Consider the following 13,756-nt stretch of genomic DNA (forward strand, 5'->3'; position numbering starts at 1 on the left):
CTCAAAGCTACGCATACAATCTAGGGACTAATGATATGCAAGTCACTGTAATTTAGCAACTAATCTTGATACATAAAAGTTATTCAAAGACGTCAATAAGGACTTAAAATCTCTCGGGGGCAACCCCGTGCCGGTTCAAGTCCGGCTCCGGGCACCATTTCTTAGTTTCAATTTAACTTCTCTCCAACAGTCCATGACTGCCCCTTTTTGATGCTTCCTTCCCCCCCCGCTTTAGCTTTTTTCATACGCTACTGTTTGCTGTGATTACCCCTACCTACGTTATCGCTATTAGCCATACCCAAACATCGCTTTTTATTGACTGCAAACATCGCTAAACGCTAATTGCCACGCTATGATGCCGCCTTCTAGCGTTTACCTATTCAAAGCTAGCGATGTTTCAAGTTGGCAAGATGTCAGGCAGTTTGATGAAGGAGCAGGCATTATGAGCACGCCAATATCCGATGTACTTATCATTGGCGGCGGCGTTGCAGGGCTAACCCTTGCTCTGGAAATAGCCGACTATAAATCAGTCACCTTAGTTCGACCTGCCCAAGATGATCAAGGCGCCAGCCGGTGGGCACAAGGCGGTATCGCCGCCGTGCTTTCGCCTGATGACGACATAGAAGCCCATATTAACGATACCTTGATAGCTGGCGACGGGCTTTGTGATACCGAAGCAGTGCGCTTTACCGTTACTCACGGCCCTGCTGCAATTCAGTGGCTGATTGATCAGGGGGTCCCTTTTACGCCAGAGACAGACCCCGCCGCACGCTACCCGTATCACCTCACCCGCGAAGGCGGCCACAATGCTCGGCGCATTATCCACGCGGACGATGCCACCGGCCGCGCGGTGGTAGATACTCTATTAAACAAAGTGGCGCAGCACCCCAACATTGTTCAGCGCAACGATTTAACCGTGACGGGCTTACTTAAGGATGCACAAGGTGCCTGCCGCGGCGCCTATGGGAGTGATACTAACCATCAGTGGCACTCACTTACAGCACGCCACACCGTTTTAGCGACCGGCGGTGCAAGCGGCCTTTACCGCCATACCACCACGCCAGCGCCTAGTAGCGGTGAAGGTATGATGATGGCCGCAGAGCTAGGAGCTCGGTTAATGAACCTGGAGTTCCAACAGTTTCACCCGACCTGCCTATTTGATCCTGAAGGCCCGGCGTTTTTGATTAGCGAGGCCGTCCGTGGTGAAGGCGGCCATTTATTAAATGAGGCGGGCCAGCGATTTATGCTGGCGCTGGATAATCGCGCCGAGCTCGCCCCTCGCGATGTGGTGGCCCGCGCTATTGATGCTGAGATACAGCGCAGCGCGCTGGGTCACGTATGGCTGGATATTCGCCATCTAGGCGAACAGGCAATTCACCACCACTTCCCTACCATTCTGGCTCACTGCGCTTCACGTGGCATTGATATCACTCAGCAAGCCATTCCTGTGGTGCCCGCCGCACACTATAGCTGCGGCGGTGTCGCTACCGACTTACAAGGCGCCACCGACGTCGCAAATCTATATGCTATTGGAGAAATAGCCTGCACGGGGTTACATGGCGCCAACCGAATGGCCAGCAACTCACTGCTAGAGTGTTTAGTATTTGCACGCAGCTGCGCCCAGGCGCTATTAAATGATGCGCGCAAAACCAATGCACAAAAAAGCGACGCTCAAGAACCCAGCTCACCTTGTCCAATCGCAGCATTTCAGCCCTCTCGAAAGACCACTGACTTATCCTCAACCGTCCTAAGCGATATCCGTCAGCGCATGAGAGCAACCATGAGCCAGCATGTCTCGATTGTGCGCAGCGTTGCAGGGCTCAATACCGCGTTAGAGCAACTAAAAGCGCTGCTAACGACGCTGGAGGAGATAGAGGGCGCTGTAGCAACCGCGGAAGGCTCCCGCTTACAACACGCGCTTCAGTTAGCGCAGCTAACGGTGCTAGCGGCTCAGAAGCGACATGAATCTCGCGGCCTACACTTCGCTACCGACTGGCCGCAACATCAGCCGCTAGCCACTGCCTCGTCGCTGTCCATCAGCGATTTAGCCCACCGGGATTAGAACGAGATGCTACTGACCGGGACGATGAAACAATTTGCGCACTTCACGCAATTGCCCCTCAGGCACACTATCAGGCCATAACCAAACCCGCTGACTACCCACATAAAGCCCTATTACCCAGGGCCCTAAATAGTCACAGCGCACTTGATGCTCTTCTTCTTGAGGCTTATTCAGTAGCGGATCGCGCTTAACAAGCCGCTGATTGCTATGCAGCCAGCGGCCATGAAACAGCGACCCCGTCGATGTAAGAGAGAGCACCCCTTTCGGTTGGCGCAGGTAATCACGCCAAACAAGAGCACCCCCTATTACCACCAGCGCTACCGCCGAAGGCATACCGCCGACCCAGTAACTCAGCACCACTATTCCAACCAATAAAAAGCACTGCGTTAACTGCCACTGCCTAGAGGGTACGATAGGCAGAATTATCGGTGTTTTCAGCATGTTCAACGATCATTTGCACAATACGCCGCTGACTGGGCTCTTCAGGCCACTCACGATGCATCAGCCAGACAAACAGGTCCTGGTCTTCACCTTCAATTAACTGTTGGTAGGCCAGCTGATCCTCTTCACTAATGTGATCAAAACGCTGTTCAAGAAACGGAATTAGCAGTAGATCAAGCTCCCACATACCGCGCCGGGAGTGCCAGTAAAGCCGTTTACGCAAAATGGCTGCTGGGGAATTGTCATCGTTCAACGTCAGCCGCTCCAATTACAAAAAATGAAAGGCCAGTATACCTAAGCTGCGGGGTCGCGCCAGCGCCCTCCTTCGCCTATGCTGTTAAACAGTCTAGAACCTTGTTTTATCTGAATTGTTTTATACTGAATTGAGCAGTATGCTGAATTTGATGTTAGTGAGGTCGAGAGCACATGACGGCCTTCAATGTTCGCAGGGAGCTAACCGATGACTAAATCTGAACTAATCGAACAAATTGCGATGCGTCAGCCGGAATTATCCGCCAAAGATGTTGAAACGGCGGTGCGTATTATCCTGGACGACATGACTGACTCTCTCTCCAGTGGAGGTCGCGTTGAGATCCGTGGCTTTGGTAGTTTTTCCCTCCACTACCGAGAGCCGCGCGTAGGCCGCAACCCGAAGACAGGCGATGCAGTGGACCTGGAAGGCAAATACGTACCGCACTTCAAACCGGGTAAAGAACTACGTGAGCAGGTAGATGCCAGTCGAGCGCTTGGCTACTAATACGCGACAATGTCGTTATCCGACCTTCTGCGGGATGACGTCGCGGCTTGAGTCGTACACAATAGCGCTACCGTGAACGTCACTGACTAGGAAACTCACATGCGTTGGATCAAAGGGCTGATTTTAGCCGTTATTTTGCTGGTAGTAGTGCTAGTAGGTATTCTGTTTGCCGTTAATAATCAGCAAACGATCGCCTTGAATCTTATTTGGCTGGAGCTGCCAGCAGTATCGCTCTCTGTCTGGTTGCTAGCGACACTGGTGTTTGGCGTCGTGCTGGGTATGCTCGCTATGCTGGGTGTCTATGTGCGCTTAAAAGCCACCCTGGCTCGTAGCGAGCGTCATAACAAACAGCAACAAAAAGAGCTTGATAGCCTGCGTACCCAGGGGTTCAAGGAACTAGCATAAATGCTGGATGTCGCGCTGCTAAGCGTACTATTGGCCGCTATTGCCATCGGTTATGGGTTAGGTTACCGCCAAGCTGGACAACGCCGACATCGCTCCCAACCGCCTGCGGGGTCTTCCCAGGCGCTATCGCGAGATTACTTTGTCGGGCTAAATTATCTGCTTAACGAGCAGCCCGACGAAGCCATTAACACTTTTATTAACGTGCTTGCTATTAACAGCGACACGGTGGACACGCACATCGCACTTGGCAAACTGTTTCGCGCCCGAGGCGAGGCTGACAAGGCCGTTAGCATCCACCAAAATTTATTAGCACGCCCCGCCTTATCGCAACATACCAACGAACAAATTCAGCTAGAGCTTGCTCGAGACTTTATGGCGCTGGGGGTGCATGACCGCGCACAACGTCTTCTCAATACACTGCTGGAACAGAGTAGCGACGAAGGACACCGCTATGCGGCCAAACAGCTGCTTGTCGATTTATTGGAGCGTGAGAAGGCTTGGCAGCAAGCGCTAAATGTTATTCAACCCCTGTTTAAACAGCACCCCAAGCTGCGGCGCCCTGCGGCGCACTGGCTATGTGAATTGGCTATTGAAGAGATTAGCGAAGCCAGCCGGGCGCTTGCCAAAAAACATCTTAAAAAAGCCCTGCAGCTGGATGAAAGCTGTGTTCGCGCCACCCTACTCTTGGCTGAACTGGAGATGGATAACGGCCACTATGGCCGTGCCATTGAGCGATTAGATGCCATCCCTCGTCAGGAGATAGCCCATATCCCCACTATGCTGCCAGCTCTCAAAAATGCTTATTTGCGCAATAACGATGAGGCCGGGTTTGAGGCTCACCTTAACCGTCTGCTTGCACAAGCCCCCTACACCAGCATCATCATTGCGCTTGGTCAGCTCGTTCATCAGCGCGACGGCGTTGATAAAGCCATCGAGTTAGTCGGTGAACGTTTGCGCGCAGTGCCAAGCTTGGGCGGGTTGGATTATTTGATTGACCTGTATATTGAGAGCCAGCGGCTAAACGGTAAATCCTCTCCCGATACGCGCTTATTGCTGCTCAAACACCATACCGATGCGCTGTTGCTTAATCGCACCCGCCACCGCTGCAGGCACTGTGGGTTCGCTAGTGAGGCACTGCAGTGGCAATGCCCTAGCTGTCGCTATTGGGGAACCATCAAGCCCGTTATCGGCGTAGAGGGTGAATAGCATAGGGGCAAGCGCTGCCAGAGCTTAGCCAACGCCTAATTCGGCTTCAATCGCCTGAAGGGCTAGCATAGGATCTTCGGACTGAGTAACGGGTCGACCTATGACTAAATGCGTGCTTCCCGCCTGCATGGCTTGACTAGGGGTCATGATCCGCTGCTGATCATTCGCCACGGAAAAACTTGGGCGAATTCCAGGCGTCACTTTCAAAAATGAATCACCGCACAGGGCTTTAATTCGAGCGGACTCTTGAGCCGAACACACGACACCGTGCATGCCACTCTGTTTCGCCAACTGCGCTAAGCGTTCAACATGCTCAGCTAGGGGCGCACTAATGCCAACATCAGCTAAGTCTGTGGCCTGCATGCTGGTCAATACGGTAACGGCAATCAAGTGGGTCGTTAACCTGTGTTGCTCCAGGCGCTGCACGGCCGCCTCCATCATCTGCCGACCGCCACTGGCATGAACATTGACCATCCACAAGCCCTGCTCCGCTGCCGCCTGTACCGCGCTGGCAACGGTATTGGGAATATCGTGAAATTTGAGATCCAAGAACACCTCAAAGCCACGCCCATGAAGTGCTTCCAGTACCGCTGGGCCACTGCGGGTAAACAACTCCTTGCCCACCTTAACGCGACAGCGGGCAGGGTCTAATTGATCCGCCATGCACAGAGCGGCATCTAATGAAGGGTAATCAAGCGCAATAATGATTGGGGAATCAGTGACCACAACGTTACTCCAAACGCGATTTTCGACATTATATCAGTCTCGCCCCTCTTCCCGCCCCCCTCAAGATGTAAGCCTTTTGCCATACTTCTATGGCTAAAAACTTACAACTGCTGTCATACATCGCTGACATATTCACTCACTAGAAAAAGCTAAGTTGTTAATGCAGCAACGTTCATCACATTTACCGACAACGTAGGCCGTTTGTGATAACCACCTTGGAAACGTGTGCTGCAATCAAATTAAATATTATTAAAAGGGACATTAACGATGAATATGACACTTAAAGGCACCTTAGCCGCACTTCTGCTTAGCATCAGCTTGGGTCTTTCCAGTGGCGTGCTGGCGCAAGAGGTGGCGCCTATCAACGTCAATACCGCCGACGCTGAACTGCTGGCCGAATTACCAGGCATTGGCCCAAGCCGGGCAGAAGCGATTATTGAAGAGCGCGAAAGCAACGGTGCCTTTGAAAGCGCTGACGATCTTGCCCGCGTCAGTGGTATTGGCCCTGCCACCGTCGACCGCATGCGTGATCAAGTGGCGTTTGAAGAGTAAACCAGTCTTATAAGCGCATCACTACCCGGTAGCGTTTAAGCGCACCGGGTATTTTTTGGTTGGATATAGTGGAAACGCAACGCTTAAATCGTCCACGCCTCCATAAACGTATGAACGGGCAACGCTTCTAATGTTTCCTGGTGGCGACATAGTTCGGCAATTTTTTGGCAACGACTCGCCGGAAACCTGGTGGCTAAATTTCGCTCAAACTTATCAACCAACAGCGGCATACCCTCTTCACGCCGTCGACGGTGGCCTACCGGATACTCAACAACGACTTTATCAGTCGTACTCCCATCAGTGAAAAAGACTTGCACCGCATTGGCGATAGAACGTGCCTCTGGGGCGTGGTAAGCCGCCGAATACTCAGCGTTCTCCTCGACCACCATTTTGTCTCGCAGCTGATCAATTAGCGGATGGGCTGCGTGAAAATTATCCTCATAATGGTCAGCGGTCAGCTCACCGAAGATAAGCGGCACCGCAGTCATATACTGCAGGCAGTGGTCACGATCAGCTGGGTTAGCGAGCGCTCCGGTTTTGGAAATAATCCGAATAGCTGAATCGTGGGTGGTGAGTACGATCTTATCGATTTCAGCTAGGCGGTCTTTTACCTGCGAGTGGAGTATCACTGCGGCTTCGCAAGCCGTTTGAGCGTGAAACTCAGCGGGGAAGGAGATCTTAAACAGAATATTCTCCATCACATAGCTGCCGAACTCTCGCTGGAAGCGTAGGCGACGGTCAGCTTCTGGCTTGAGGCTCAAATCTTTATTGGCATGGCTGAACAAAACATCGTAGAACCCCCACTGGGGCGCCGATAGCGCACTGGGAATACCCATTTCGCCACGTAGTGCGATATCCGCTAGACGCACGCCCCGTGAAGTGGCGTCCCCAGCGGCCCAGCTTTTACGCGATCCGGCGTTGGGGGCATGGCGGTAAGTGCGCAGGCTCTGGCCGTCCACCCAGGCGTGGGAGAGCGCTGACAGCAGCTGCTCACGATTAGCCTCCAAAAGCTTGGCGGCCACCGCAGTAGACGCCACTTTCACCAGCACCACATGATCGAGCCCCACGCGGTTGAAGCTATTCTCCAGCGCCAGTACACCCTGGATCTCATGGGCCATGATCATAGCGTTAAGCACATCGCGCATCACCAGCGGCGCTTCGCCTTGAGCCACTCGCCGCTGGGAGAGATGATCGGCCACGGCGAGTATTGCCCCGAGATTATCGGAGGGGTGCCCCCACTCGGCGGCAAGCCATGTATCGTTATAGTCCAGCCAGCGGATGATGCAGCCGATATCCCACGCCGCCTTAACCGGATCAAGGCGAAGCGAGGTGCCGGGCACCCGCGCCCCAAACGGCACCATCGTGCCTTCCACCATTGGCCCGAGATGCTTAGTGCATTCAGGAAAACGCAGCGCTAACAGACCGCAACCGAGCGTATCCATCAGGCAGTAGCGGGCAGTTTCCAGTGCCTCCTGGGACTCGACTTGATAATTCAATACATAGTCGGCAATGGTCTGTAGCTCTGGATCGTAATCAGGGCGCTCATTGGCTTCGGATGTAGCTGACGCAGTAACTGTCATTATGCTTTCCTCCTGGATGACCATCTATTTCAGTATGGACTAAAAGCTGTCGTCCGGAATCCTCACTGCGCCCTCCATCAATACGCGTGCGCTTCGACTCATCACCGCCTTCTCGATCAGCCAACGCCCCTCTGTCAAGCTAGCTTCAGCGCCCACCTGCAGACTGCCAGAAGGATGACCAAAGGTGACTTCGTTTCGTTTACCGCCACCGGCGGCCAGATTTACCAGCGTCCCCTCAATGGCCGCTGCGGCAGCAATTGCCACAGCGGCGGTGCCCATCATGGCGTGGTGCAATTTCCCCATGGAGAGCGCCCGTACCACCAAGTCAATATTGGCGGCCTGCACGTTTTTACCACTAGATGAAATGTAATCCGCAGGTGGCGCTACAAAAGCGACTTTCGGGGTGTGTTGACGACTGGCAGCTTCACTCACATCGCTGATTAACCCCATGCGCACAGCACCGTGGGCACGAATAGTTTCAAACATCGCCAGTGCTTTGCTATCGCTGTTGATCGCATCCTGAAGCTCGGTTCCGGTATAGCCAATATCCACGGCGTTAATAAACACAGCGGGGATACCGGCGTTAATCAGCGTCGCTTTCAATATCCCCACGCCTGGAACGTCAAGCTGGTCAACGAGATTGCCAGTGGGGAAAATAGCCCCTTCGCCGTCAGCGGGGTCCATAAATGCCACCGGTATCTCGGCTGCTGGAAAAGTCACCCCATCCAGCTCGAAATCACCCATCTCCTGCACTTCCCCATTAACGATGGGCACCCGTGAGACGATGGTTTTATGGATATTTACCTGCCAAATGCGCACCTCGGCCACCCCGTTTTCAGGAATACGCGCCGAATCCACCAAACCGTTGGCAATTGCAAAAGGGCCGACCGCTGCGGAGAGGTTGCCGCAGTTACCGCTCCAATCCACAAAGGGCTTGTCGATGGAGACCTGACCGAAAAGGTAATTTACGTCATGTTCCGGAGACTCGCTTTTGGACAGAATGACCGTTTTACTGGTACTGGAGGTCGCCGCACCCATGCCATCAATCTGCTTCTCATAGGGGTCGGGGCTACCGATCACTCGCAGCAGCAGCTGATCCCGCGCGACACCCGGCTGTCGTGCCGCCTCGGGTAGATCGCTGAGCTTAAAAAATACGCCCTTGCTAGTGCCACCGCGCATATAGGTAGCGGGAATTTTAATCTGAGGCATTAACAAATCTCCGTTTACGCAGCAGTGGACTCAAGAAAGTCCTGGGCAAAACGCTGCAGAACGCCACCGGCGGTGTAAATCGATACCTCCTCAGCCGTATCTAATCGGCACTTCACTGCAACCTGCACGCTTTCTCCACTCTGGCGGTGGATCACCAGGGTGAGCATCGCCCCTGGCGAAACCGCGCCCTCAACATCGAAAGTTTCGGTGCCATCCAAGCCTAGGGTTATGCGTGTAGTGCCGGGCTCAAACTCCAGTGGCATTACCCCCATACCAATAAGGTTGGTGCGGTGAATACGCTCAAAGCCTTCGGCGGCAATTGCCTCTACGCCCGCCAGCGCGACCCCTTTGGCCGCCCAGTCCCGTGAGGAGCCCTGACCGTAATCCGCCCCGGCGATAATAATCAGCGGCTGCTTGCGGGCCATATAAGTTTCGATGGCTTCCCACATGCGGGTCACTTCGCCTTCCGGCTCTACCCGCGCCAGCGAGCCCTGCTTTACCTTGCCGTCGGTGTCGCGCACCATTTCGTTAAACAGCTTGGGGTTGGCGAAGGTGGCGCGCTGTGCAGTGAGGTGATCGCCACGGTGGGTGGCGTAGGAGTTGAAGTCCTCCTCTGGAACGCCCATTTTGGCCAGGTACTCACCCGCCGCGCTGTTGAGCTGTATCGCGTTGGAAGGCGAAAGGTGATCGGTGGTGATATTATCCGGCAGAATTGCCAGCGGCCGCATACCTTTCATGGTGCGCACCTTAGCCATATTGCCCTCCCAGTAGGGCGGGCGACGTATATAGGTACTCTGCGGCCGCCAATCATATAGCGGGCTCACCTGGGCGCGGGCGCTCTTATCCAGGTCGAACATGGGAATATAGGTTTGCCGAAACTGCTCCGGTTTTACCGACGCTTTGACAATGGCGTCGATCTCCTCATCGGCGGGCCAGATATCCTTCAAGGTAACGGGGTTACCCGCTTGATCGATACCCAGAATATCTTTCTCAATATCAAAGCGAATGGTGCCCGCAATGGCGTAGGCGACCACCAGGGGCGGTGACGCTAAAAAGGCCTGCTGGGCGTGGGGGTGAATCCGACCATCAAAGTTACGGTTACCGGAAAGTACCGCCGTGGCGTAGAGATCACGCTCGATAATTTCCTGCTGGATTTTTGGTTCCAGCGCCCCGGACATGCCGTTGCAGGTAGTGCAGGCGTAGGCCACCACACCGAAGCCGAGATTTTCCAGTTCACTCATTAAACCGGCTTCTTCCAGGTACATCTTGACGGTTTTCGAGCCCGGCGCCAGCGACGACTTCACCCAGGGCTTGCGCAGCAGACCCAGCCTGTTAGCGTTACGGGCAATCAGCCCTGCGGCTACCATATTGCGGGGGTTAGAAGTATTGGTGCAGCTGGTAATGGCAGCTATGATCACGGCGCCATCGGGCATTTTACCGGCTTTCTCCTCTGCCTGTGCCGCCTCAAGACCCACGGCAATACCACGCTGAGCAAGTTCCGAAGTAGGCAGGTGGGCATGGGGATTGGAGGGCCCTGCCAGCGTGCGTGTAACCGATGAAAGATCAAAAGTCAGCACTCGCTCATAGGTCACTTCAGTGAGGCTGTCCGCCCAGAGGCCGGTATGCTTGGCATAGGTTTCCACCAGCGCTACCTGCTCGTCCTCGCGACCGGTGATTTTCAGGTAATCGATGGTTTGGCCGTCGATATAGAACATCGCCGCCGTGGCACCGTATTCAGGGGTCATATTGGAGATTGTGGCGCGATCACCCACCGTCAGCGCGTCAGCGCCTTCGCCATAAAACTCCAAATACGCCCCGACGACGCGCTCTTTACGCAGGAATTCGGTGATCGCCAGCACCATATCAGTGCCGGTAATACCTGGCTGCAGTTTGCCAGTTAGTTCTACGCCAACGATATCCGGCAGGCGCATCATGGAAGCACGCCCCAGCATCACGCTTTCGGCTTCAAGCCCACCCACACCTACGGAGATAACGCCCAGAGCATCCACCATGGGCGTATGGCTATCGGTTCCCACACAGGTATCCGGGTAGGCAATGCCGTCACGGTTCTGTACCACCGGCGACATCTTCTCCAGATTGATCTGGTGCATGATGCCGTTACCGGGGGGGATCACATCGACATTCTCAAAGGCCGTCTTGGTCCAGTTGATAAAGTGAAAGCGGTCATCGTTGCGGCGATCTTCAATGGCGCGATTTTTCTCAAAGGCGCCCTCTTCTGAGCCTGCATGCTCCACTGCCAGCGAATGGTCGACAATCAATTGGGTCGGCACGACGGGATTAACTTTGGCGGGATCGCCGCCCTTCTCGGCAATGGCGTCGCGTAGCCCAGCCAAGTCGACTAGTGCGGTTTGGCCCAGGATGTCGTGGCAAACGACACGGGCGGGGTACCAGGGAAAATCCAGATCGCTCTTGCGCTCGATCAGCTGTTTTAAGGCATCGGTGAGCAGCTCAGGGTCGCAGCGGCGCACCAGCTGTTCCGCCAGTACGCGAGAGGTGTAAGGCAGTTGTGCGTAGGCACCTGTCTGGATATCTTCCACCGCCTCACGAGCATCAAAAAACTCAAGCTCTGTGCCAGGCAGCGGTTTACGGTATTGGGTATTCATAGCAGGCAGACTCACAAGAAGGGGCTGAAAAAAAGCCCGGTGATCAAGCCACCGGGCAGCACGCGGATCAGTCTCGCGCTTCTATCGGCACCCACTCACTCTTCTCGGGACCCGTGTAATCGGCGCTGGGGCGAATAATGCGGTTGTTTGCGCGTTGCTCAAACACGTGGGCCGCCCAGCCGGTAAGCCGCGACATCACAAAAATCGGCGTGAACAGCTTGGTGGGAATATCCATAAAGTGGTAGGCGCTGGCGTGGAAGAAATCGGCGTTACAGAACAGCTTCTTCTCGCGCCACATCACTTCTTCAACCCGCTCGGAAACCGGGTAGAGCACTTTGTCGCCGACATCGTCGGAGAGCTTCTTGGACCAGTGCTTGATAATCGCGTTGCGCGGGTCGGACTCACGATAAATCGCATGACCGAAGCCCATGATCTTATCTTTGCGCTCCAGCATCCCCATGATTTTGCTTTCCGCTTCTTCCGGCGACTGCCAGTTTTCGATCATTGCCATGGCTGCTTCGTTAGCACCGCCATGCAGCGGGCCGCGCAGAGAACCAATCGCGCCGGTGACGCAGGAGTGCATATCGGAAAGCGTTGAGGCGCACACCCGTGCGGTAAAGGTAGAGGCGTTAAACTCGTGCTCGGCATAGAGAATCAGTGATACGTTCATTACCCGGGCGTGCAGCTCTGAGGCGGGTTCGCCACGCAACATGTTGAGGAAATGGCCACCCACTGAGTTATCGTCAGTTTCGGTGTCGATACGCACGCCGTCGTGGGAGAAGCGGTACCAGTAGCAAATAATCGAGGGCAGCACCGCGAGCAGCCGGTCGGCAACATCCTGCTGCTGGTCGAAGCTCTCCTCGGTTTCCAGATTGCCTAGCATTGAGGTGCCGGTGCGCATCACATCCATAGGGTGGGCGTCTTTGGGAATCTGCTCAAGCACTGTTTTCAGCGCATCGGGCAACCCACGCAGGCTTTTCAGCTTGGCGATGTAGTGATCTAATTCGCCTTGGTTGGGCAGCTTGCCCTTCAATAGCAGGTAAGCGACCTCTTCGAATTTGGCTTTTTCAGCCAGTTCTTTGATATCGAAACCACGGTAGGTCAGGCCTGAACCTGTTTTGCCTACTGTACATAGCGCGGTGGAACCGGCGCTCTGGCCACGCAGTCCTGCACCTGTTGCGGGTTTATCAGCCATGTTGTGTCTCCTAACTCTGCTTTTATTTTAAATTGTGTTTTTCAAATATGGTCGTTCGTTAAGCTGGCGCTTGGTTTATTGGTCATCGCCTTTCTCGGCAAACAGCGCGTCGAGCTTTTGTTCAAAGTCGTGGTAGTTCAAAAAATCATAGAGTTCGTCGCGGGTCTGCATGATAGGCACCACGTCTTTTTGGTGGCCGTTGTCGAGGATGCTTTGATAGACCTGCAGCGCCGCGGCATTCATGGCGCGGAACGCGGAGAGCGGATAAAGCACCATACGACAGCCAACGTCGCCAAGCTCTGTTTGAGTAAACAGCGGCGTAGCGCCAAACTCGGTGATGTTAGCCAAAATGGGCGCATTAACCCGTTCACAGAAAGCTTTGTAGTCATCCAGGGTATGAACCGCTTCGGCGAAGATGGCATCTGCCCCCGCTTCCACGCAGGCGTTGGCACGCTCAATAGCCGCATCAAGTCCCTCTTTTTGAAACGCATCGGTGCGGGCAATCAAATAGAAGTCGGGGTCAATTTTGGCATCGGCCGCCGCTTTAATACGGTCGACCATCTCCTGCTGGGAAACAATCGCTTTATTGGGGCGGTGACCACAGCGCTTTTGCGCTACCTGGTCTTCCATATGAATCGCCGCCACACCAGCGCGCTGCACCTCTTTGACGGTACGGGCGATATTAAAGGCGCCGCCCCAGCCGGTATCGATATCCACCAGCAGCGGCAGCTCGGTGGCGCCGCAGATACGGTGGGCATCCTCCACCACATCGTTCATGGTCGTCATACCCAGATCCGGCAAACCAAACGAAGCGTTGGCCACACCGCCACCGGAGAGATAAATGGCCTGATGGCCCACTTTCTCGGCCATTAACGCAGTGTATGCATTGATAGTGCCTAAGATCGGCAGCGGGCGGTTAACTTCGAGGGCGGCCCGAAAGCGGGCGCCGGGCGTCATCTGGGACATGGGGCGTTACTCCTGTTGTTCTGATATCGTGCG

13 protein-coding genes are annotated in these 13,756 nt (G+C 54.5%); 5 read left to right on the forward strand and 8 right to left on the reverse strand.

The window, feature by feature from the left end; translation table 11 throughout:
• The first annotated feature begins 442 nt into the window (after nucleotides 1–442).
• A complete protein-coding gene (nadB, locus tag MLE19_RS12245; RefSeq protein ID WP_240718465.1) occupies nucleotides 443–2,062 on the forward strand; it encodes an L-aspartate oxidase in 1,620 nt (539 codons plus the stop codon).
• A gap of 9 nt (nucleotides 2,063–2,071) precedes the next feature.
• Here nadB and MLE19_RS12250 read toward each other — a convergent pair whose 3' ends face one another.
• Nucleotides 2,072–2,503: a hypothetical protein gene (locus MLE19_RS12250; protein WP_240718466.1), complete on the reverse strand. Its 432-nt coding sequence runs from the start codon at nucleotides 2,501–2,503 to the stop codon at nucleotides 2,072–2,074.
• Nucleotides 2,463–2,756, reverse strand: coding sequence for a succinate dehydrogenase assembly factor 2 (locus MLE19_RS12255; RefSeq protein WP_240718467.1), 294 nt, complete (start codon nucleotides 2,754–2,756; stop codon nucleotides 2,463–2,465). Before MLE19_RS12255 ends, MLE19_RS12250 begins: the two co-directional genes overlap by 41 nt.
• A 207-nt stretch (nucleotides 2,757–2,963) precedes the next feature.
• Here MLE19_RS12255 and MLE19_RS12260 point away from each other — a divergent pair, with 207 nt between their 5' ends.
• The 3 genes from MLE19_RS12260 (at nucleotide 2,964) to lapB (ending at nucleotide 4,871) form a co-directional block, all read left to right on the forward strand.
• Nucleotides 2,964–3,260: an integration host factor subunit beta gene (locus tag MLE19_RS12260; protein WP_007113226.1), complete on the forward strand. Its 297-nt coding sequence runs from the start codon at nucleotides 2,964–2,966 to the stop codon at nucleotides 3,258–3,260.
• Nucleotides 3,261–3,359: 99 nt separating this feature from the next.
• Nucleotides 3,360–3,665, forward strand: a complete 306-nt coding sequence (locus tag MLE19_RS12265) for a lipopolysaccharide assembly protein LapA domain-containing protein (protein ID WP_240718468.1) — start codon at nucleotides 3,360–3,362, stop codon at nucleotides 3,663–3,665.
• Nucleotides 3,666–4,871 (forward strand): lipopolysaccharide assembly protein LapB, encoded by a 1,206-nt coding sequence (lapB, locus tag MLE19_RS12270; protein ID WP_240718469.1) that lies wholly within the window; start codon nucleotides 3,666–3,668, stop codon nucleotides 4,869–4,871.
• A gap of 24 nt (nucleotides 4,872–4,895) precedes the next feature.
• Here lapB and pyrF read toward each other — a convergent pair whose 3' ends face one another.
• Entirely contained in the window at nucleotides 4,896–5,597 is a 702-nt protein-coding gene (gene pyrF, locus MLE19_RS12275) for an orotidine-5'-phosphate decarboxylase (protein ID WP_240718470.1), read from the reverse strand.
• Nucleotides 5,598–5,864: 267 nt separating this feature from the next.
• Between pyrF and MLE19_RS12280 the strand changes: the two genes are divergently transcribed.
• Entirely contained in the window at nucleotides 5,865–6,149 is a 285-nt protein-coding gene (locus MLE19_RS12280; RefSeq protein WP_240718471.1) for a ComEA family DNA-binding protein, read from the forward strand.
• An 83-nt stretch (nucleotides 6,150–6,232) separates the two neighbouring features.
• Here MLE19_RS12280 and prpD read toward each other — a convergent pair whose 3' ends face one another.
• The 5 genes from prpD to prpB form a co-directional block, all read right to left on the reverse strand.
• On the reverse strand, nucleotides 6,233–7,729 hold the full coding sequence (prpD, locus tag MLE19_RS12285; RefSeq protein WP_240718472.1) for a 2-methylcitrate dehydratase: 1,497 nt from the start codon (nucleotides 7,727–7,729) through the stop codon (nucleotides 6,233–6,235).
• A 39-nt stretch (nucleotides 7,730–7,768) separates the two neighbouring features.
• Nucleotides 7,769–8,938, reverse strand: a complete 1,170-nt coding sequence (gene prpF / locus MLE19_RS12290; protein WP_240718473.1) for a 2-methylaconitate cis-trans isomerase PrpF — start codon at nucleotides 8,936–8,938, stop codon at nucleotides 7,769–7,771.
• Between the two features lie 14 nt (nucleotides 8,939–8,952).
• Complete coding sequence (gene acnD, locus MLE19_RS12295; RefSeq protein ID WP_240718474.1) at nucleotides 8,953–11,562, reverse strand: Fe/S-dependent 2-methylisocitrate dehydratase AcnD; 2,610 nt, start codon at nucleotides 11,560–11,562, stop codon at nucleotides 8,953–8,955.
• 67 nt (nucleotides 11,563–11,629) lie between these two features.
• Entirely contained in the window at nucleotides 11,630–12,757 is a 1,128-nt protein-coding gene (prpC, locus tag MLE19_RS12300) for a bifunctional 2-methylcitrate synthase/citrate synthase (RefSeq protein ID WP_240718475.1), read from the reverse strand.
• Nucleotides 12,758–12,832: 75 nt separating this feature from the next.
• Nucleotides 12,833–13,723 (reverse strand): methylisocitrate lyase, encoded by an 891-nt coding sequence (gene prpB, locus MLE19_RS12305; RefSeq protein ID WP_240718476.1) that lies wholly within the window; start codon nucleotides 13,721–13,723, stop codon nucleotides 12,833–12,835.
• Between the last annotated feature and the right edge of the window lie 33 nt (nucleotides 13,724–13,756).

The organism is Vreelandella neptunia, assembly GCF_022489065.1.
Classification (GTDB): Bacteria; Pseudomonadota; Gammaproteobacteria; order Pseudomonadales; family Halomonadaceae; genus Vreelandella; species Vreelandella neptunia_A.